Consider the following 20,352-nt stretch of genomic DNA (forward strand, 5'->3'; position numbering starts at 1 on the left):
CCGTATCCGAATGTTTATATAAATTCTTTTATTAAAAAAATTTAATCAATATGCTGTCGTTGTTTTTTAGTTTGGTAACCAATCCATAATCCCAGTAATGTATCTGCACCGGAATGATGACCAATAGAGAGTATTTCCAACATATCCTTAAAAATAATCTCTTTATTCTTTATTTTTTTACCTAGTTGAATGAGATAGGTAGAAAATATTCCCTGGGTGGCATATTCCAAATAATGCTTACTGACAACGGTGGTCAATTCAGATAAAGGGGGAGTGTTATTAAAAAAATAATTAAGTTTTTTTTCTGGCTCTGCTAAATAATGTGCAAATAACATTCCCACTAGCATATCATCTGAACTTGGTGTTAATCCGGGGCCTTTCCCTGTAAAAATGGCCCAGTTAACCGCATTGCCCACTGACTGATTATGAAATAGCTTAATTAATAACTTAATTTCACTGAGTTGCGCGATTTGGCGATAATTTTTTAATGGTCCATACAACCCTGTTGCAATCGAGGGTGAGAGCAGAGAAAAAAAACTTTCTAACCAACGCAAATCTAGTTCCGCTTTATCTTGTAAACGTAAATTCTCACTCTGACCTGCGAGTAGAGTGAGTTTATTTGCAAGTATTGCTTGATGATCTTTTAGACTCATCATGACCGAGGGATGGCACTGTTTAGCAAAATAATCGAAATCATTTTGTTTCAATAACCATCCCATCGGGCTTAATCCTCTCCCTTCGCGATGAAAAGTGATTAAGCGTTGTTGAGGGCAAATGAAATTCAAAGCATGGTCATAAATGCCCACACATTTAATCTCACCTTCAAAATCAGTGATATGCTGGCTGGTTTGAAGTGCTTGAATTTGCATAATGCCCCCTTTATTGCTGTGATTTATCGTTACAAAGTACGATTAAGCGTCGATGCCTAACTCTTCTGCCAATGCAACAATCGCTTTTTCAAAGCAACCTAAAGGTGCGCGTACAGTACCTGCACCAATCTGGCCAACACCCGGCTCTTTATGTGCAATACCCGTATTAATCAGTGGTGTAATACCCGTTTCAACAACGCGACGAGCATCTAATCCTAAACATGCACCTTGGAAATCCCAAGTTGGAATTTGCAACATCATGTTACGAGCAAGGTAGATCTCAGCCATTTCTTCAGTCACTTCACGTGCGGCATCCATACCACCTGATGCACCAACAAAGCGTGTTACACCTGGTGCTGCAACCATTGCTGCGCCACCAATACCGAAAGTTTCAGTAATTGCACTGTCACCGATATCTGGGTTTGCATCTGCTTGACTAAAACCAGAGAAGAACAGACCTTGTGGTGTATTTACTGGAGCAGTAAACCATTGGTCACCCATTCCACTGATTTTGATACCAAAGTTGCTACCATTACGGGTCATAACCGTAACGATGGTGCCTTGTTTGATTTGAGCACCAGCATCCATCGCAGCTTTACAGTAAGCCATTGCTAAGTTCAGGAAGAACTGGTCTGTAATGCTCAGGAATTTTGTTACCTTTGTGATTTCAGCATCTTCAAAATCTAATGTGCTTAATACTGGTGCCAATTGACGCAGTAACAGGGCTGAAGCAGCGATATTACGTTGGTGGAATTCATCACCCATAGTAATTGCTTGGCCCATAATTGCAGTCAGGTCGATACCATTTTCAAAAGTGGCAATCGCTGCTTTTAACACCGGCGCTAAGCTTTTTTGCATCCAATGTAGACGCTCTTGCACGTCTGGGCCGTAAGCACCAAAACGCATTACTTTACCGATACCTTCGTTCATGTTGCAGTAAGCGTAGTTACCGTGAATGTGGTTTTTAATCACCAACATTGGCATGTGAGCAGAAGTAATACCGCCCATTGGGCCTACTGCATTTACGTTATGGCAAGGGATAAACTCAATTTCACCTGCTTCTAACATCGCTAATGCTTGTTCTTCTGTTTCTGCCCAGCCTTCAAATAAAGAAGCTCCGATACATGCACCACGAACAGGGCCACTCATTTCCCCCCAAGTTACAGGAGGACCAGCATGAAGTAATTTTTTGCCTGTTTCTAAAGCCGGTACAACTTCTTTTGCTAAGTTAACATCACACCAGTGAGGACGGGCTTCACGGATACGTTCGATAACTGCTTCATTCGCTTGTTCGATAGTTGAATACATATCTGCAATTCCTTATTTCAATTTCTTTAATATTTCAGCCAGTTTTTTATTACCACCTGCGACAGGTGCCCACTGATAATGCACAACAGGAGTCCCACTCGATTGCAGATCGTCTGCAAAACTACGTAGACCAGCGTTGATCACAGAGATCCCGTTAAGCAGTGGTGACACTTCAGCATGTGCTTCTGCTGGATGTGGCTGGATTAATTCTTTTGCTAATAAAACCGCTTCTGGCAACGTATCCATAACAATAATGCCCGCTTCTTTTAGCTGTTTTTGCTGTTCGCTACGGTTTTGTGGATCGTCTTCAGTACCAGTAATGGTTGCGATGGTGATTAATGGATTGGCTTCGCCACGTTTTTCATTCAGTTTTTTGATTTCTTGTATTAACGCACCGGCAGGATCTTGAGTTGCACCATAACCAATAACAAAATCAACCAGTAACACGCCAGCTTCTGTTTTATTGCTTAGCTCACTGATAAATTTGTTACGTGTTGATGGGTCAATCATTGGGTGTGGTTTACCCTGTGTATAAAAATCATCACCCATATCGATGATTTTGTGACCATCAGCATCTAGCATTGTGCCTTGCTTATGCTCGTTATCGACTTCAACATTAAGTTTTTCAGATAACAACATGGCGCATTCAGCCGCTAGCGTACCACCGGCATAAAGACCAATGATTTTCTTACTTGTAACTTTTGGTAACTCAGCCGCGATATCTTCAACACGCGCTAATTCAGCCGCAATACGCGCTGTTTCATCTAACGTGCGAGTAAAATAGATATTGTCGTCTTGGAATTTCTCAGGTGTTGTCCCTAAAAATTGCGCCACAATCGGTTTATTATGGCGTTTCATTTCAGCAATGATTTTTTGGCGCACAGCAGGTGCGGGTGGCTTAGAAACAAAAGCAATAACACGCGTATTAGGATCTGCTGCCAGCATATTGATAGCAGTGATTGCACTGATACCACCAATTTGCTCTGTTAAATCACGACCACCTAGGCCAATTGAATGAGAAATACCTTGGCGTTGTAAAACGATTTGAGAGGTAATTTCTTGAATACCTGTACCTGATGCGCCAACAATACCAATAGAGCCTTTAGGTGCAATGTTAGCGAAAGCAAGAGGCGCGCCTGCAATATTTGCAGTACCACAGTCAGGACCCATCACAATCAGACCTTTTGCGGCTGCTTTCTCTTTTAGTGCTTTTTCATCTGCAATAGAAACGTTGTCAGAGAACAGCATGACGTTACAACCATCTTCTAAGCCCGTGTCAGCCAATTCCGCGGCATATTCACCTGCAATAGAGATAAGTAACATATTGGCATTAGTGCTTTTTTGTTTAGCGGTACGCCAGCTACGTACTGTCGTTAATTTGTTACCGCCTTTCTGACCACTTGCAATTTCAGCTAATGCTTCTTCTAAAGCAGTCGAAATCATATCGATAATGGCAGGGTCTTCTGATTCTGCCTTAATCGAAACACAGATGTCATTCGGCGTTGCTTCGTTAAACATGTCATGCCAAAAGCCGGTGACATCAAGAAGAGATTTATTCGCTGGTGTTCCCATCATGACGGAAATTTCTTCCACCTCTGGGGCTTCACTTAATTTTCGGGAAATAATCATCAGGCTAACTGAATCCTGAAAGCTCCCTTTTTTAATAAAAGCATGGATCATTATGATATCCTTAATGCATTTAATATATGTAACAGCACATATCTATTTGCATTTCGTTTTTTTGATAATAAGAAGCCTATTTGCTTAAACTGTTAAGCAATATAAATAAATGTCTGATTTATTAATTTTGAATCTCTGCGTATAAACATACTGAAGAAATATCGAAATGTAGAGTGATTGAAGTCACACTTATTTATTGTAAAAAATTTTTATTTAATCGGATGATATTTATTAAATAAATTATGATGAGGAAAGTTTATTAATTCAGAGATAAAATCAAAAATAGAAAGGCAAAATTTAACGGATCAGAAACAAAACAATGGCAATAAAAATCATACAAAACAATAGGAAACAAAATCAAAGCAACAATTTCATAACATACAGCAATAAATCATTATTATCAACAATTAAAAACAAACTCTCTTTTAACTCTATTTTTAGAATTTAGCACCTAACTTAAATTATATTTATTGTTATATAAAAACAGAAAAGGCCTCATATTTAACAAGGCCTTTTCTATGAAATAAAAATAAAATATGACTTAATTTACTGCTTAATAGCTTCAACTTGAATTTTTAATGTCATATTATCAGCCATCCCTTCTTTGACCAAAAAATCCACGCCCCAATCTGAACGTTTAATAGTTGTTTCAAAATCACCACCACAGACTGATGCATTAAATACAGGACTTTCATAACAATTAAACTTGGTTGTTGTTAATTTAACTGGCAATGTTTTTCCTTTTATCGTTAATAGCCCTTCTATAGATGTGGGTTTATTATCCGAGAAATACCATTTTGTTGATGAAAACTGAATTGTTGGGTATTTATCCGCATCTAAAATATCTGCACTTTTCACATGATTATCAAATGCCGTTAATCCCGTATTTAGAGTTTTAACTGGAATAGAAACGTTTATTTTTCCTATATTTTTTTCTGGTGAGTATGTTAAATCACCTTCAATTTCATAGAAACCACCACTGTTGGTAGATGTCCCAAAATGATCAATATAAAACATTGCCTTAGTATGCGTTGGTTCAAGTTTATATTCATTGGCTTGTACTGCTGGCACAAGTAATAATGAAGATAATACAGCCGGTAAAATAAATTTCATTATAATTTCCTAATCTATTTTTATAGAATAATGCCCATAAAGAAAATACTTTATGGGCATTTTTAAACACAGATAATATAAAGTACAAAGAGAGTTGAGAATTAATTAACGCTGAGAATCTAATATCTCGTTATTTTTTAATACATCTTGAGCTTTGCTATAACTTTCAATTAATAATTGATAAGCTGGGAAAATTTGGGTATATGCTTGCGCCCATTGTGCAGCATCATCACGGTTCCATGTCTTCTGAATTTCAGAAGCAACCGCTGCGGTATCCATTGGCACAACCCCTGCTTGAACGATACGAGCTAAGGTAATTTCTTCCGCCATTTTACTGTAAGTTCCTGATGCATCAATAACTGCAAAGACTTGATAACCCTCAGCAACAGCACTAATAGCAGGGAATGCCATACAAACACTCGTAATAGTACCAGCAATAATTAATTGTTTTTTACCGGTCGCTTTAACCGCTTCAACAAACTCAGGGTTATCCCATGCATTTATTTCACCTTTACGTGCAACATATTTAGCATGTGGTGCATTTTGATGAATTTCAGGAATTAATGGGCCATTTGGGCCTTGTGGAACAGATGCTGTAGTAATTACTGGCATATTAGCTAATGTTGCCATTTTCGCTAATACTGAAGCTCGTGCTCGTAATTCAGTCATAGGCATATCACCAACCGTTTGGAATAAACCACTTTGGTGATCAATTAATAACATAACCGCATCTTCTGGATTAATAACAGGACGTTGGCCATTAAAATTTGCTGGAGCGCTCATTTGTTTATTCCTTTTAATTAATAAATATTGATTATTAACTGAGTTAAGGAGAAATATTAAAAGATGATATCTTTATATCGTTCCCCCCTCGTTGTAATAAACAATAGTCAATTAATTAAAATATCGCTAGAGTCAATTATGATAAACACTATTCTAAAAATAGAACACTGAAACATTTTGTTATTGTTCTATTCTTAGAATAATGAAATCTATTTTTAATACTATTTAAATATATTAATTACTTTAAAATACGTCCTATAGAAATTTTATAGGAATATCATTATGAAAAAAGTTATTGGTATTTATAAAGCACCTCGTCAACATTGGGTAGGTGATGGCTTTCATGTGCGTTCACTGTTTAGTTATGGTGATCATGGTAAATATTTAAATCCATTCTTACTGTTAGATAGAGCAGGACCAACCGATTTTCCTGCCTCTCAAGGCCATAACCGAGGTGTGGGTGAACATCCTCACCGTGGATTTGAAACAGTGACCATCGTTTATAAAGGCGAAGTTGCACATCATGATTCAACGGGTGAAGGCGGTGTTATTGGTCCTGGTGATGTGCAATGGATGACTGCGGCATCGGGTATTTTGCATCAAGAATATCATTCTGATGCATTTACCAAAGAAGGGGGTGTATTAGATATGGTGCAATTATGGGTTAATCTCCCATCAGATGCCAAATCAGCACCTGCTGGCTATCAATTACTGAAAGAAAGTGCGATCCCAGTACTCCCATTGCCTGATCATACAGGACAACTTCGTATTATCGCAGGTGATTACCATGAAACTAAAGGTGCTGCTAAAACCTTTTCGCCTGTGGATGTGTGGGATCTGCAATTAAAGAGTGCAAAATCAGCCACACTGCCAACGAAAAAAGGGCGTTATGTTGGCTTAGTCGTATTACATGGTAGTGTTTATCTTGATAATCAAACCCAATTACAAACTGGAGATTTGGTTATTTTAGATAATGAAGGAGGCTCTGTTAATCTTGAAGCAATTGAAGATGCCGTTGTCTTATATCTCAGTGGTGAGCCTATTAATGAACCTGTCGTAGGTTATGGCCCTTTTGTAATGAATAGCGAAGCGCAAATCAGACAAGCCATTGATGATTTTAACCAAGGTAAATTTGGCCGTATACCTAACGAATAACGTTGTTATTTCATACAAAAACAATAGAAATCAAACGGCTCCTTATTCTATTTGGAGCCGTTTTTATATCAATTTTACTCTTTCATTGGTGACATATTTTCAGCAAGGTATTCCAATAATACTTGGATTGCAGGTAATAGCCCTTTTCTTGATGGATAAACGGCATGGATCACATCTTTAGGAAAACGCCAACTTGGCAATACCTCAATTAACTTGCCATCTTGTAACTCTTTTTCAACCACACTCAAGGGTAATCTTGTTATACCCAATCCCTTTAATGTTGCCTTATAAAGAGTCAAAACATCGGTTGTGGCTAATTTAGGGGTAACATGCTGAGTGGAAACAGAACCCGTTTCATGTGTCAGCGTTAGTGTATATTGTTGTGAGTGTTCGCTATTTGCCAAAATAGGATAATCTGCAAGTTGTTCTGGTGACTCAGGGATCTCACGTCCTTTAAAAAGCAAGGGACTAGCGACTAATACACGTCGAGAATAACCTAGAATTTTCATTGTTAAGCCTGAATCATCTAGTGGCAATGCTCTGACTCGTAATGCAAGATCAAGGCCTTCACTAATCACATCAACTGGACGATTAATGGCTAATATCTGAATATTAATATCTGGATATTTTTCCATAAAATCGACCAAAATATCTTGAATATATATTTGTAATAATGCAACAGGACAAGAGAGTTTAATTGTGCCATGAGGGTACCCTTGTGCTGAACAAATAACCTCTTCTGCAATTTCAGCTTCTGCAACCACATTTTTACATTGTTGATAAAAAGTTTGCCCAATTTTGGTGACATGAAATTGACGAGTAGAGCGATAAATTAAAGAGACATTGAGTTTCTCTTCTAAATCTGCGATACGACGACTGAGTTTAGATTTAGGTATTCCGAGTGTTTCTGCCGCTTGAGAAAAACCGCCGAACTCAACAACTTTCACAAAATAGTAGAGGTCGTTTAAATCATACTTCATTGCGTATCACCTATTAGGTTATTTTCAATATTGAGCTGAATTGTTTCAGGCAACAATATTATAGCAAAAAAAGATATTATTTTTCTTTTCTATTATTCAATTATTGTTAAAAGTATTTTTATTTTCGTAGATTAATAGAACAAAGGCGATTAGAAATAATAACACAATCTATCTTTGTTAAATGTATGAAATATGATAAATGTGATATCAAATCACTTCACTTATCACAACTATATTTTATTTCCACCTATTATTGAATTTAATGCCAACCATTAAGAAACGACAAAAATCACAGAAAAAACAAAAGGATAAAGAATCGCTCTTTATTTTAACAACATCAAGTTACATAAAAACACTTATTAAGAAAACAAGTTAACAAATAATTTTATTTTTATGACATCAGTCAATGAATGTTTAATAATATGTTAATAAGATTACTAGCAATAAAAATACTTATTAGTTTCATTTTTACTTCTGATTATTTATTTAACCTGCAACTTAATGGAATAACCTGATGAACAAATTAACTCCATTACGACCCATACCTACTTTAATCGCTGTTTCTATTACCCTTATTATCTGGTTTTTGATTCCCGTTCCAGAAGGCGTTGATCCCAATGCTTGGCATTTATTAGCTCTTTTTGTTGGGACTATCGCTGCTATTATTGGTAAAGCACTTCCTATCGGTGCTGTTTCTATAATTGCTATTGCCTTAGTGGCTGTTACTGGTGTCACTAACCCTAATTCAACTAAAGCCGCTATTGGTGATGCATTAAGTGGTTTTTCTAATGATCTTATTTGGTTAATTGGTATTTCTATTATGGTTTCAATGAGCCTAAATAAGACTGGGCTTGGTGCGAGAATTGGTTACTATTTTATTTCACTATTTGGTAAAAAAACGATTGGAATAGCTTACTCATTAGCCATTGCCGAAACAATATTAGCCCCAGTAACACCAAGTAATACTGCTCGTGGTGGAGGTATTATTCACCCGATTATGCGTTCAATTTCAGACAGTTTTAACTCTAAAGCAGAAGACGGTACAAGTGGTAAAATAGGTCGTTACCTCTCTTTAGTGAACTACAATATAAATCCAATTACTTCTGCCATGTTTATTACGGCAACAGCGCCTAACCCACTTATAGTGAGTTTAATTATCAGTGAAACTGATCCTACACATGAACTTAGTTGGTCTATGTGGGCAATTGCTGCGTTTGTGCCCGCTATCGTTTCATTAATATTAATGCCCATTGTTATCTACCTTCTTTATAAACCTGAAATAACCAGCACCCCGAATGCGCCACATTTTGCTAAAGAGCGTTTAGCACAATTAGGACCTATTTCATTACCTGAAAAAATAACCCTTGCAGTATTCGCCTTATTATTAATTATGTGGGCAGGTGTACCTGCATTGTTATTTGGTGATGGATTTAGCGTAAATGCCACCACTGCGGCTTTTATTGGTTTATCTATTTTATTATGTACGGGTGTTTTAAACTGGGATGATATTTTAAAAAATAAAGGTGCTTGGGATACCGTCGTTTGGTTCTCAGCTTTAGTGATGATGGCATCCTTCTTAGGAAAATTAGGATTAATTAAGTGGTTATCACTCAGCGTAGGGGCAAGTATTGATAGTATGGGAATTAGTTGGGTCAGTGGCATGATATTACTGGTGTTAATTTATGTGTATTCTCACTATTTCTTTGCCAGCACTACCGCGCATATTACTGCAATGTTTGCCGCTTTCTATGCCGCAGGTTTAGCACTCGGCGCGCCACCGATGTTATTAGGGTTAATTTTAGCTTTTTCCTCATCATTAATGATGTCTCTTACCCATTATGGCACAGGTACAGCACCGATTATTTTCGGCTCAGGTTATGCCTCTTTAGGAGAGTGGTGGAAAGCCGGTTTTGTTATGAGTGTAGTGAATTTAGTTATTTGGTTAACACTCGGAAGCTTATGGTGGAAAGTATTAGGGTATTGGTAAAAAAGACAAGAAATTTATCTTTACTATTTAATTAATTTAAACTTAAATGCCTAAGTATCAGCGATTATTTCATTTTTATAAATGTTTATTCAGCTCTTAGGCATTATTTATATTTAACTTCATTTTAAAAATAATGATTCAGCAATATAGTGATTTTTATTACATTCAATCCTATCCTTATCTAACTTATTATCCTCAATCTGTAAATCGCTTAGAAAATACTCTGGATCAACATCAAAAAGGTAAGATAAATTATAAAGAGTATCAGCATGAATATTAGTTACTCCATTTTCATAACGAGATTGATGCTGCTGGCTAATGCCGAGTAAAGCACCAAAATCATTACCACTCATAGAGTATCGCTCTCTCAAACATCTAATTTTTTTTCCAACTATCTTCGATATTCTCTTGTTCACAATATATCCTTAAAAATAAATTAATATGTACTTATTTTTATAAATTTATTCATATAAAATATTTACTGTTGCGGTTGAATTAGCCGAACCAGCTGTTATCTTACTACCCGTTTTAATATAACGTGCTTTCCAGTTAAAAATATAATCTCCAGATGAGACGTTATTTTGTAAACTAAGCTTTGTATTTAACCTAATCGGATTATTATTACGGTCAACTAGTTGTATCCCTATTCCCGTAGCTCTGTTTGAACCCGACAAATTTAACTTTCCTGTATTTACGTCAATATATCCAGCACTACTTGTTACAGTTGCCTTTATATTTGTTCCTGCTGCACAATTTAAGGTGATCGGAATATTAACATTTTGACTAACATCTCCAATGTTTTTAAACTGGGTATCATACCATGTGCCTAAATTGATATTATAGCTATCCGCTTTAGTGGTGCATTTTAATGAATTTACCTTTATCGCACCGATAGGTATTCTTAATGTCGATAAAATCCATCGGCTATTATTTGGTAATGTATTCGTTTGTACCATTCGTGCTAAATTTCCTGCGGTTAAAGAGTTTGATTGAGTTACTCTACCTGTTTTTATTATTTCCACAGTCCAATAAGGATTTCTAATTTCATACTTAAGATTATCTGCGAATCGACTAAACGTGGTATTTATATAACCAATTTCTGTCATCTTGACTCTAATCCCTATACCCGGAATATTGGTTGCCGCTATTTTATTTGAATTAGTTACCCATCCATTAATATAATCACCTGAAATAACGGCATTTCCGCATTTACCATCTTTTCCTGAGAATGTATTAATAAAATTTTGTTTATACGTAATTTTAAGCTCAGCAAGTGTTCGTGTTGTGGTGTCGTCATATTGAATATTAAACTCTCGATTAGGCACATTAACAATAATGTTATTAAAGTTTGGATTTTGAATGCAAGCCGCAACCGAATAAGTGGAATAAAACAAAAAACCACTTAATAACAATGATTTAGTTATTGTATCTTTCATTTTTCATCTCATTTTTTTTCAATAGAATTTTTTTAATTTCACTATCGTCTTTTTCATCGAGAATAAAAAAATCCTTTAAGTGAACACCAAATATTTCTGCATATTGATTTAATCTATCTATATTAATTCTATTAATACCTCTTTCATATCTTGATTGTTGTTGCTGGCTAACACCAATTTTTTCCGCTAATTCATCCAATGAAATCCCATACATTTTTCTGTAGTATGCAATTTTTTTACCTATTGCTTTTGATACTGGATATTTATTTGTCACATTTATCTCCTAAATTAAATATTTTTTAATTATAAAGTAATGTAAATTCAAGGTGACTTTTAAATGAGCCTGTAGTTATTTCATTACTTGTTCTAATTAATCTAGCAGCAAAGAGATATTCTGCTGTTTTTGTTCCGCTATTAATCGTAGTTTCTAATTTAGTCCCATTTTTTACATTTGTTTTATTAATGTTTTCTATCAAATTTAATGAAATATTTTTCGCTGTCCCATTATTAATAAAATAATTTCCATTATTAGGATCTGCAACACCTGTTATTGTCATTATTGCTTTCTGGGTACTTATAGGACAATTTTTTAATTTTACTGAGAAATTAATCCAATCAGTATATTGTGTACTTTTTAACTCTCTGATATTTACCTTTTTAAAATCGATTAAATAATCTTTACTAACAACTTCGCAAGGTGATACTGTCACTGAACCATAAATATTGATATTGACAGTATTTGCCATTGTAAAAAATGAAAAAAAATACAATAAAAATATTAAATTTCTCATGTTTTTCTCTTTTATAAATAAACAATATTGGCAGTTACTTTCGCTGATATTGTCCCCGGCATTCCTTTTCCTGATGGACTAAAAGCACGTGTTCGTAACCATAAATTAACGTCTGTTTTCCCATTTAATGTGAGAACTAATGATTGTTTATTTCCTAGCTTCACCGTACCCGTTCCATTCTCTAATTGCACAGCGATATTTTTAGCACTTCCTTGGTTTTTATATAGGCTATTCGCATCTGCAGTATCAGCAACACCTGAAAATGTCAGGTGTATTTGATTAATAGCTGTAGAACAATTTGTAAAATTAATATAAAAGTTATTCCATTCAGATGAGGTATTCGCTTTCTCAAATTTAGCCGCAGGAATATTTTTCAAATCAACATTAATATTACTTCCATTAGATATATTACAAGTTGAAACCCTTATATTCCCAGAGAAATTCAAGGTAATATTATCTGATGCTTTAGACCAAAAACTTATTAAAAATATATTTATTAATATAAAACTACTGACTCTTTTTTTCATTTTATTTACCTACGCGCAGAGAACACCCTTAGCTATATTTAAATTAGCCAAAAAGAGATTATCTTATTAATATGTAAACTTATGTCAGTTTATTTTTGACAAATAGCAGTGATTTTATAAAGCCCTAAATAATTAGACACTCCTGATAAATTATAATTTACACTACATTGAGCATCGTTATATTTAACAATAAATTTCCCCGATTCATTAAGCCCTGATAAATACACTTCTCCATCTTTTCCAACAATACTGTTTAATTGTAAATTATTATTAAAAATAACCTGTGCCCCAAATGGAAGTGGTTCACCGTTTTCAAATGTTAATTTTACTAATGCTCTATATCCGACATTAGCTGCAAATTTTGCTTTAACTAAAGCACCTCGGCTTGGTGAAACGGTCTGACTTGTCAGCGCCATTTCGGTATCTTCTGGTAATGCCGAAGTATCAACATCAATTGTATTTTTACGATATGGCGTAATATAAGGTACTAAAGCATAGCCATTATCATTCGTTTTAACTCCCGCCTGATTTAAAATAGCAACATCTGCGGCATCTGGAATATCAACAATAGCCGCCGTTTCTCCAAGCTGTTGCCCTAAAACAATCCCGCCAGAGTGAACAACTAAACTTCCATTTGCGCCATAATATAAATTATAATTATCCTTGCTATACCCACTTCCTCCTGACAACTCCCCGTATTTTCCCTTATAAGATGCGTTTAAATTTCCAGAAGATCCTTGATCTTGATTCGTAAAAGCTTGTTGAAGATTCCAATTTAACCGATTATTTAACTGAGATGCGGAGATGCCCACACTTCCTGTGCTCGGACTATTACTACTGCTATTCGTATTAAAGTTATAATAAAAGGTATCTTCAAAGAAACTAAATGGCACACTAACCGAAAATGCTAATTGATGATCATCTTCATTCTTAGAATAACTATCTGATTTATAAGAATAGCGATTCGTATTTTTATTATAAATATAGTTCAGCCCATAGCTTATCCCCTGCCAACTATTGTTATAACCGACTGTCGCTGATTGTGTTTTTCTCTCACTATTCCAATAATTTTCTCTAACATAACCTACAGAAAGTGAACCATAACTTTCACCTAAATTTTGATTGATCGTAATTTCAGCACGATTACGACGTCGTTCAATCTCTGGTGCATTCATTCCACTACGATATTCATCAAAAACCTCAGATAAACTGTAATATCCACCAGTAGAATAACGATATCCTGCTAACGCAATATTTGTTCCTAACGTATTTAAATTCTTGTTATATCTAAAACGATAAGACTGTCCACGCTCTGTGCTACCGTTATTCAAGGTTGAATTAGCCTGAGTGACATCAATTGATATCGCGCCTAAAGCGCCTAAATTTTGCCCTAAACCAAGAGAGTATGATTGATATTTATTACTTATTTGGCTACCACCATAAGCAGTCGCTCCATAAGGTAAACCATAAATTAAAGTCGCCTGTCCAAATTTCTTTTTTTCAATATCTTTATCATAAGAGCGATATTCTCCCCCAGTAATACTATAAGATAAATACCCTTCTCGTTGTAAAACAGGTAAAGAGGCAAAAGGGATTATTTGATGTTGTTCACTGCCATTAGACTCTTTAATTGTTACATACAAATCACCACTACTTCCCGTTGGATATAAATCATCGATTTCAAAAGGCCCAGCGGCAACCTCAGTTTGATAAATTGTATAACCATTCTGTCTGATCGTAATTTGAGCATTACTACGGGCAATCCCACGTACAACTGGAGCATATCCACGTAAGCTTTCAGGATGCATATCATCATCTGTAGCGAGTTGTATTCCCCTAAACGGCACACTATCAAAGACAGATGAGGGAGAAACACCATCACCTAGAATTAATTGGCTTTTAATTTGGTTAATACTACGAGATAAATACGTATAAACGGTATCCCATTGGCTTGAGCTGTCACTACTATTTGACCAAGTTGTATAATTTCTCAAGCGCCAAGGTCCCAGATTTATACCGGGTCTTAAATTAAGATAATTTGATGTTATATTTGAACCATTGCTCTTCCTATCATAATTTTTTGAGCCACTGTAACTGTAATTTAAGAGCAATGCGGCTATCCCATTATCAACATTATCTAAATTAACAAATCCTCTCGGTTTATTATCTAACGCAATTTGGGGAATACTTAAATACAAGCGTTGAGAATTAAAATCAAATTCGCTTTTACTATTAGGAATAATCGATAAGTCCACACATTGATCATTCGATTTTAATTGCTCTTGGTATTCTTTTGTTTTAATACCAAAACTATCAAGATCTTTTATTGATAAACATGGGATTAATTCACCATTATCTTTCTTATCAAATTTGACTTTCTTAGTACCAATTAAGTTAGTGTTAACATAAATATCAACATAATAAATACCTGCTAACTGTTCATCATTATCGAATTGAGATAGATCAATAGAGCCTTTATTGGGTAACTCTAAAAAATCCGGATCGAAGTAGGTATTTTTTGAGTTTATCTCTTCTGCATATAATGAGGCTATATAGCCTAAATATAAAAATAGGCTAATACATACTTTATTTAATTTCATATTAAAACCTAAATTTATTAGATATTATATTTTAACTTCCGATAGTTCAGTGGTTGCACCATAGTCATTAATAATCTCCCAACTTATAATGCCATGATTTTCATTATTATTAATATCAAAAGATTTTGTTGAATAAGGTTCGACATATGAAACATCATTAACAGAAAAACCATTAAATTTGACTATTTGAAAATTAATAAAGTAAGGGGTCGGGTTTTTTACATTTATTTTATTCCCATTTTTTGACCACTCTAGTTTTTTCTGTTCTTCTATAAAATTAACACCTTTCAAACCTTCAGGGCGAAAAATTAATTTAATTTGTGTTTTAAAGGCAATTTGTAATGAGTTTTCCGTTTTTTCTGTTGCTGGAATTGTTTTTATATTTAACCAAAAAAGTGATTCTCTATCTTTAGGTAATTTATTTTCAGTCAAGAATATCCTTAACGCATTAGTATTCTCACTATTTAACCTAAATAATGGAGGAGTTATAGTAAAAAAAGGTTGTTCATTTTCATTAATATCATCAATCCAAGACTGGATTAAATAAGGAATAGCATCAGGGTTTTCAACACCAATACTAACGTCTTTTTTTCCCTCGTCATAAATAACCCGAGTACCACCGATAATGACACCAGCATTCGCAGTATTTATCAGAGGTAAAATAAAAATTAAAACATACAGAATATATTTCATATTATCACCATAATTTTAAAATAAAGGATCAAATCCCTTTAATCCTTTTGTTACTACTTAATTATTTTTAATTATAATTAATTGTAAATGTTGCATTACCATTTGCAGGACCTACAGTCACTGTGTCAGATTTTGCAATATAACGAGCACGAAAATCTAAATTATTTTCCACCCCTGTTTTTAATGCATACGCTTTAGATGCTGTAAATAATGGAACTACCGTATTTGTATCATCTGTAATTTGAATACCAACTCCTGTCGCTACCCCTGTATCCTTTCTTAATGCAATAACAGTGTCGTCACCTAAGTAAGAGTCAGCATCAAATTTTACGGTTGCACTATTAATAGTTGCAGGGCAATTAATTAATTTAATTGTAAATTTCGTTGCTGCTGCTGTACTTCCTGTACTTGGTAATGCTGTTTTAGAAACTTTACCAAGATTCACTTTTAATGCATCTGAACCAGCCGCTAATTCACACGCGTTATCGATGATTTCCCCTGTAAAATCAATAGTGCCATCCGCGGCTAATGTATTATTAGCGACAAAGATAGTGGTAGCAGCAATTAATGTTGCAAGTAAGTTTTTTCTCATTTTTACTCCGATTAATTTTTATTAATAAAACCAAATTAATTAAAAATACTTAATTAACTCAGAATGTGAGTATTATCTAATTGTTTTTTATAATAAACAAGTTTTGGTTATAGCGGTATAATATTCACTTTTTTGATTTAAATCAGAATTTAAAACCAAGTAAACTCTTCATTAGTTAATTAATGAAGTTTATTTTTAATTATTTTAAATTTTCATATATTGATACAACATTGTTAAATCAAAATAAAAGTTAAATACTATTTCTTATTAATAAATGTGTTTTTTATTTCGTTTTATAACGCATATAGTGTGAATAAAGAAAAGTATTATTTTCTCTTAACAATAAAATCTACTTTTTATTCTTTTTTGATTAAATTAAATCCTTAACTTGCTATTTTTGAACAAAATTCGATTTAACTTATCAGTTACAATTTGAATAAAAAAAGAATAAAAAAATATTGCATATAAAATATATGATTTTTTTTCATTTCCATAAGCAAAAAAAGAGCAAGGTTTCCCTTGCTCTGATTTAATATCGGAGTGTTTTTTAGATAGCTATATAAATTAAATTACAACGATTAATTTTAAAACCACTTCTTATTAATCTTAATCAGCGACATTCTTATCTGGCATATAGGAACCAATATTATAAGCTTCTAATTTTGGTGCTTTATCAGAATTCAAGTCAAAATTTAATATTGTTATTGTTCCTGGTGTTGCAGGTAATAAAAACTCTGGAGATAGATTTAAAAAAACTTTGCAAGCTGCTCGAATAACCCCACTATGTACAACAGCTAATAAATCACTATCTTCTTTACGTACCCATCCTTGTAATGCAGCCCCTATGCGATCACAAAAATCAAACCAATTTTCGCCTTTAGGTGGTGTATAAGTTCCAGCTCGCCAATTTTTATATTTATCTGCATGGTGTCTTATCAGTTCTGGTTTTCTTTGTCCTGTCCATTCACCCATATTTAGTTCTCGCAATAATGGCTCTTTTATAGCTTTTGGATGACCAACAATTTCTGCTGTTTGTACTGTTCTACCTAAATCTGATGTGATAATCCGAGCTGGCGATAATAATTTAATACTCTCTTTTATCGCCATTGCTTGATTAATTCCTTTTGGTGATAAACATGAATTAGCATGCCCTTGTAAGCGCGATTCCATATTCCATAAGGTTTCACCGTGTCTTAATAAAATTAGTCTCATTATTATTCCTTAATTTAATGGTTTATAGGCCATATCCAAGAATTTGGAACCAAGTAAATATCGCGATAGAAATTACCGACGCCCCAACAAAACAAGTAATTAATCCATATTTCATTTGCTCTAATACACTAAAGTAGCCACTTGAGAAATAGATAGTATTTACTTTTGAATGTGGTGGTAGGGTAATGGTATAAGTCAGTGTAAATGACGCAGCTAATGCTAATGTAACCGGATCCATGCCCAATGTTTTAGCAAGTGCAATAATGGCTGGAATTAATATGGTTGTTTTTACTGTTTTACTCGTAAAAATTAAATGGCTATACATACAGATAAAAACAACCACAATATAGACCATTGTAGTGCTCATATTTTCTAGCCCAAGCCCATAAACCATTTTACCAATTAACCATTGCGCACCTTCTGTAGATTCTAAGGTGTTACCAGCCGCATAAGCACCTGCTGCAAATATCATTAGATCCCATTTGATATTGGCTTCATTCCACGTTAATAAACCAATACGTGGCATCAAACAGAGAATGGCAGCAATGACAGCTGTCATATAGACGCTAATTTTAAAACCAAACATATCTTGGTGATAACTTTCTGTTGCCCATAAAAAGACCGCCATTAAAAAGATATACATGGCTTTTTTCTCATTCTTGGTTAATAAACCAAGTTGTGAGCGTTCTTTTTTTAATTTCTCTAAAGAACCTTCGAAATCGACCTCTCCTTTAAAAGAGAAAAGTTTTAATCCAATAAAAAAGGAGATAGTCATTCCCACAATTGCCAATGGGAAAGAAGCAATTAGCCAATCCATATAACCAATAGAGCCACCGGCTTGTGAGTTGATAAACCCAACCGCAATAATATTAGCCGCCGTTCCTGTCATCACTCCTGATGTTGCTAATGCATCGGCTTGCACACCTTGCAACATCATTAATTTTCCGTAATTACTTTTTCCAGGAATAGCCTTATGTATTTCTAATAAGATCATACATATCGGCACCATTAATGTTGCACGAGCAGTTGTTGATGGAACAAAGAAAACTAAACAGAAGTTAATAAGAATAAGAACAAAGAGTGCTTTTTTGGGAGTCTGACCAAAATTTGTGATCATCCACAAGGCAAAACGTCTGGCAATATTTGATTTGATCATTGCAGAGGTTAAAACAAATGCTGACACCATCAACCAAATAACGTCATAGCCTAATGTACCAAAAACAACTTTTTCTTTTGCTACAGTGCCTGTTAATGGGAGTAATACAATCACTAACATTGACGTTAAATAAATGGGCAACGATCCACACACCCATAAAATTAATGCCGCACAAAAAATAGCAATCGCTTTTTGTCCTTCAATGCTTAATCCATCTGGTGTTGGCATAAAGAACAGAGTGAGTAATACCAATAAAGCTAAAGGTATTCCTATTGTTTTTAATGTTATTTTTTTGCCGTTTTGTTCTGGTGATGATGGCGCTGGTTTAGCGATATCATCTCGCTTCGCAGTCTTTTCCATAACCGGTTCCTCTTAATATGTAGGGTAGGAAGTCCAGTATAGAAATATTGAGGTATAAAGATAATTGTATTAATATATTATCATTATAAAAATAATTTATGGTATTGATATGAACTTAAGCCAATTAGATGCCTTTCTATTACTTGCTAACGGTTTTAATGTGACTGAAACTGCGGAGCGCCTATTTTGCACTCAGCCTAGTGTCAGTATAAAAATTCGAAAATTGGAAGAAGAATTACAAACAACATTGTTTGAAAGGATCAATAATCGGCTTTATTTAACGCCTCAAGGTAAGGTATATCAACAATATGCAACTCAGATTATTAATTTAGTAAAATCCTCTTCCGAGCATATGCGACAATTTGATGATCCCTCTAAAGGCGAAATTAAGTTTGGCGCTAGCCATTTTGTTGGTGTTTACCTGTTGCCACAAATTATGGCTCAATTTAGAGAGCAGTATCCTGACGTAAAACTCAGCATGGATATTTCAAGTTCAACACAACTTATCCATAAACTTGATACCCAAGAATTAGAGTTTTTAATCATGTCAGATCATATCTATTTAGATCCGACTGAATATCACCTTGATACGTTTCTTATCGATCCTCTCGTGCTGATTTGTTCTCCAAAACATTGGTTAGCCAAAAAGAAACATTGCAGATTTTCTGATATTGCATCTGAAGTTTTTCTGATCAAACCAGAGCACTCTGCCACTCGTGATTTTTTATTAGACAGGATCAAAGAAAGTAATAAAGAGATCAAAAATGTAATGGAAATAAATAGTTTAGAGGGGATCAAGCAAGGTGTTATTCATGGATTAGGAGTTTCCGTTTTATCTCGCTTATCTATTTTACAAGAATTAAAATCAGGCCTTTTATGTGAAGTTTCTTTTGATGATATTCAATTTAGTCGAGGTATTCGTTATTTTCATCATAAAGAAAAGTATATCTCTCCTGCTACTAAGAACTTCTTATCAGTCTTACAATCTCAAGCTCAGATTTTAACTAAAGATCTCAATCAGTAAATTGATTATCTAATCTCTTAGTTACCTTATTTTAGGGATATTCGCATATCAATATCTCGGCTAAATCGTTATGATACATTCCCTAT

Annotated in this window: 19 protein-coding genes; 3 read left to right on the forward strand and 16 right to left on the reverse strand. The window is 34.4% G+C overall.

From position 1 onward, the window contains the following. Nucleotides 1–41: 41 nt before the first annotated feature. The 5 genes from ABN256_RS16015 to ABN256_RS16035 all read right to left on the reverse strand — a co-directional run bounded on the left by ABN256_RS16015 (nucleotide 42) and on the right by ABN256_RS16035 (nucleotide 5,753). On the reverse strand, nucleotides 42–869 hold the full coding sequence (locus tag ABN256_RS16015) for an oxamate carbamoyltransferase subunit AllH family protein (protein WP_196553879.1): 828 nt from the start codon (nucleotides 867–869) through the stop codon (nucleotides 42–44). A gap of 42 nt (nucleotides 870–911) precedes the next feature. Then, nucleotides 912–2,177 carry a YlbE family protein gene (locus ABN256_RS16020; protein WP_072070147.1) on the reverse strand — a complete coding sequence of 422 codons (1,266 nt, stop codon included), beginning with the start codon at nucleotides 2,175–2,177 and terminating at the stop codon, nucleotides 912–914. A gap of 12 nt (nucleotides 2,178–2,189) precedes the next feature. Beyond that, on the reverse strand, nucleotides 2,190–3,857 hold the full coding sequence (locus tag ABN256_RS16025; RefSeq protein WP_349439733.1) for an acyl-CoA synthetase FdrA: 1,668 nt from the start codon (nucleotides 3,855–3,857) through the stop codon (nucleotides 2,190–2,192). Nucleotides 3,858–4,403: 546 nt separating this feature from the next. After that, nucleotides 4,404–4,970 (reverse strand): YceI family protein, encoded by a 567-nt coding sequence (locus ABN256_RS16030; protein WP_196553877.1) that lies wholly within the window; start codon nucleotides 4,968–4,970, stop codon nucleotides 4,404–4,406. A gap of 105 nt (nucleotides 4,971–5,075) precedes the next feature. Then, nucleotides 5,076–5,753 (reverse strand): hydrolase, encoded by a 678-nt coding sequence (locus ABN256_RS16035; protein ID WP_072070150.1) that lies wholly within the window; start codon nucleotides 5,751–5,753, stop codon nucleotides 5,076–5,078. Nucleotides 5,754–6,035: 282 nt separating this feature from the next. On the opposite strand from ABN256_RS16035, the gene ABN256_RS16040 reads away from it, so the two are divergent. Further along, the gene (locus ABN256_RS16040; protein ID WP_349439734.1) at nucleotides 6,036–6,908 is read left to right on the forward strand and encodes a pirin family protein; all 873 of its coding nucleotides are present in this window, start codon (nucleotides 6,036–6,038) and stop codon (nucleotides 6,906–6,908) included. A 74-nt stretch (nucleotides 6,909–6,982) separates the two neighbouring features. Here the strand turns inward: ABN256_RS16040 and ABN256_RS16045 are convergent, their stop codons facing one another. Beyond that, nucleotides 6,983–7,888: a LysR substrate-binding domain-containing protein gene (locus ABN256_RS16045; protein ID WP_349439735.1), complete on the reverse strand. Its 906-nt coding sequence runs from the start codon at nucleotides 7,886–7,888 to the stop codon at nucleotides 6,983–6,985. A 514-nt stretch (nucleotides 7,889–8,402) separates the two neighbouring features. Between ABN256_RS16045 and ABN256_RS16050 the strand changes: the two genes are divergently transcribed. After that, entirely contained in the window at nucleotides 8,403–9,875 is a 1,473-nt protein-coding gene (locus ABN256_RS16050) for an anion permease (protein ID WP_196553874.1), read from the forward strand. A 119-nt stretch (nucleotides 9,876–9,994) separates the two neighbouring features. Here the strand turns inward: ABN256_RS16050 and ABN256_RS16055 are convergent, their stop codons facing one another. From ABN256_RS16055 to ABN256_RS16100, 10 genes are all read right to left on the reverse strand, one after another. Then, nucleotides 9,995–10,291 (reverse strand): helix-turn-helix domain-containing protein, encoded by a 297-nt coding sequence (locus tag ABN256_RS16055; RefSeq protein ID WP_196553873.1) that lies wholly within the window; start codon nucleotides 10,289–10,291, stop codon nucleotides 9,995–9,997. Nucleotides 10,292–10,336: 45 nt separating this feature from the next. Beyond that, nucleotides 10,337–11,311: a fimbrial protein gene (locus ABN256_RS16060; RefSeq protein ID WP_197269943.1), complete on the reverse strand. Its 975-nt coding sequence runs from the start codon at nucleotides 11,309–11,311 to the stop codon at nucleotides 10,337–10,339. Further along, on the reverse strand, nucleotides 11,292–11,585 hold the full coding sequence (locus tag ABN256_RS16065; protein WP_115350812.1) for a helix-turn-helix domain-containing protein: 294 nt from the start codon (nucleotides 11,583–11,585) through the stop codon (nucleotides 11,292–11,294). The genes ABN256_RS16060 and ABN256_RS16065 overlap by 20 nt, the downstream gene beginning before the upstream one ends. Before the next feature lie 25 nt (nucleotides 11,586–11,610). Further along, nucleotides 11,611–12,102, reverse strand: coding sequence for a fimbrial protein (locus tag ABN256_RS16070; protein WP_072070157.1), 492 nt, complete (start codon nucleotides 12,100–12,102; stop codon nucleotides 11,611–11,613). 11 nt (nucleotides 12,103–12,113) lie between these two features. Then, nucleotides 12,114–12,629: a fimbrial protein gene (locus ABN256_RS16075; protein WP_072070158.1), complete on the reverse strand. Its 516-nt coding sequence runs from the start codon at nucleotides 12,627–12,629 to the stop codon at nucleotides 12,114–12,116. 89 nt (nucleotides 12,630–12,718) lie between these two features. Then, nucleotides 12,719–15,229: a fimbria/pilus outer membrane usher protein gene (locus tag ABN256_RS16080; protein WP_196553871.1), complete on the reverse strand. Its 2,511-nt coding sequence runs from the start codon at nucleotides 15,227–15,229 to the stop codon at nucleotides 12,719–12,721. Nucleotides 15,230–15,253: 24 nt separating this feature from the next. After that, nucleotides 15,254–15,922: a fimbrial biogenesis chaperone gene (locus ABN256_RS16085; RefSeq protein ID WP_196553870.1), complete on the reverse strand. Its 669-nt coding sequence runs from the start codon at nucleotides 15,920–15,922 to the stop codon at nucleotides 15,254–15,256. Nucleotides 15,923–15,989: 67 nt separating this feature from the next. Then, nucleotides 15,990–16,514, reverse strand: a complete 525-nt coding sequence (locus ABN256_RS16090; protein WP_072070161.1) for a fimbrial protein — start codon at nucleotides 16,512–16,514, stop codon at nucleotides 15,990–15,992. A 606-nt stretch (nucleotides 16,515–17,120) separates the two neighbouring features. After that, nucleotides 17,121–17,726, reverse strand: a complete 606-nt coding sequence (locus tag ABN256_RS16095; protein WP_196553869.1) for a histidine phosphatase family protein — start codon at nucleotides 17,724–17,726, stop codon at nucleotides 17,121–17,123. A gap of 22 nt (nucleotides 17,727–17,748) precedes the next feature. Continuing rightward, nucleotides 17,749–19,242, reverse strand: coding sequence for an SLC13 family permease (locus ABN256_RS16100; RefSeq protein WP_072070163.1), 1,494 nt, complete (start codon nucleotides 19,240–19,242; stop codon nucleotides 17,749–17,751). A 109-nt stretch (nucleotides 19,243–19,351) separates the two neighbouring features. On the opposite strand from ABN256_RS16100, the gene ABN256_RS16105 reads away from it, so the two are divergent. Further along, nucleotides 19,352–20,266, forward strand: a complete 915-nt coding sequence (locus ABN256_RS16105) for a LysR family transcriptional regulator (RefSeq protein ID WP_349439736.1) — start codon at nucleotides 19,352–19,354, stop codon at nucleotides 20,264–20,266. Nucleotides 20,267–20,352: the final 86 nt, after the last annotated feature.

This window comes from Proteus sp. fly-1008 (genome assembly GCF_040140305.1).
Lineage (GTDB): Bacteria > Pseudomonadota > Gammaproteobacteria > Enterobacterales > Enterobacteriaceae > Proteus > Proteus vulgaris_B.

Coding starts and splice junctions, on each gene's coding strand:
- ABN256_RS16015 (WP_196553879.1), bottom strand. CDS start 869: ATGCAAATTCAAGCACTTCAAACCAGCCAGCATATCACTGATTTTGAA.
- ABN256_RS16020 (WP_072070147.1), bottom strand. CDS start 2,177: ATGTATTCAACTATCGAACAAGCGAATGAAGCAGTTATCGAACGTATC.
- ABN256_RS16025 (WP_349439733.1), bottom strand. CDS start 3,857: ATGATCCATGCTTTTATTAAAAAAGGGAGCTTTCAGGATTCAGTTAGC.
- ABN256_RS16030 (WP_196553877.1), bottom strand. CDS start 4,970: ATGAAATTTATTTTACCGGCTGTATTATCTTCATTATTACTTGTGCCA.
- ABN256_RS16035 (WP_072070150.1), bottom strand. CDS start 5,753: ATGAGCGCTCCAGCAAATTTTAATGGCCAACGTCCTGTTATTAATCCA.
- ABN256_RS16040 (WP_349439734.1), top strand. CDS start 6,036: ATGAAAAAAGTTATTGGTATTTATAAAGCACCTCGTCAACATTGGGTA.
- ABN256_RS16045 (WP_349439735.1), bottom strand. CDS start 7,888: ATGAAGTATGATTTAAACGACCTCTACTATTTTGTGAAAGTTGTTGAG.
- ABN256_RS16050 (WP_196553874.1), top strand. CDS start 8,403: ATGAACAAATTAACTCCATTACGACCCATACCTACTTTAATCGCTGTT.
- ABN256_RS16060 (WP_197269943.1), bottom strand. CDS start 11,311: ATGAAAGATACAATAACTAAATCATTGTTATTAAGTGGTTTTTTGTTT.
- ABN256_RS16070 (WP_072070157.1), bottom strand. CDS start 12,102: ATGAGAAATTTAATATTTTTATTGTATTTTTTTTCATTTTTTACAATG.
- ABN256_RS16075 (WP_072070158.1), bottom strand. CDS start 12,629: ATGAAAAAAAGAGTCAGTAGTTTTATATTAATAAATATATTTTTAATA.
- ABN256_RS16080 (WP_196553871.1), bottom strand. CDS start 15,229: ATGAAATTAAATAAAGTATGTATTAGCCTATTTTTATATTTAGGCTAT.
- ABN256_RS16085 (WP_196553870.1), bottom strand. CDS start 15,922: ATGAAATATATTCTGTATGTTTTAATTTTTATTTTACCTCTGATAAAT.
- ABN256_RS16090 (WP_072070161.1), bottom strand. CDS start 16,514: ATGAGAAAAAACTTACTTGCAACATTAATTGCTGCTACCACTATCTTT.
- ABN256_RS16095 (WP_196553869.1), bottom strand. CDS start 17,726: ATGAGACTAATTTTATTAAGACACGGTGAAACCTTATGGAATATGGAA.
- ABN256_RS16100 (WP_072070163.1), bottom strand. CDS start 19,242: ATGGAAAAGACTGCGAAGCGAGATGATATCGCTAAACCAGCGCCATCA.
- ABN256_RS16105 (WP_349439736.1), top strand. CDS start 19,352: ATGAACTTAAGCCAATTAGATGCCTTTCTATTACTTGCTAACGGTTTT.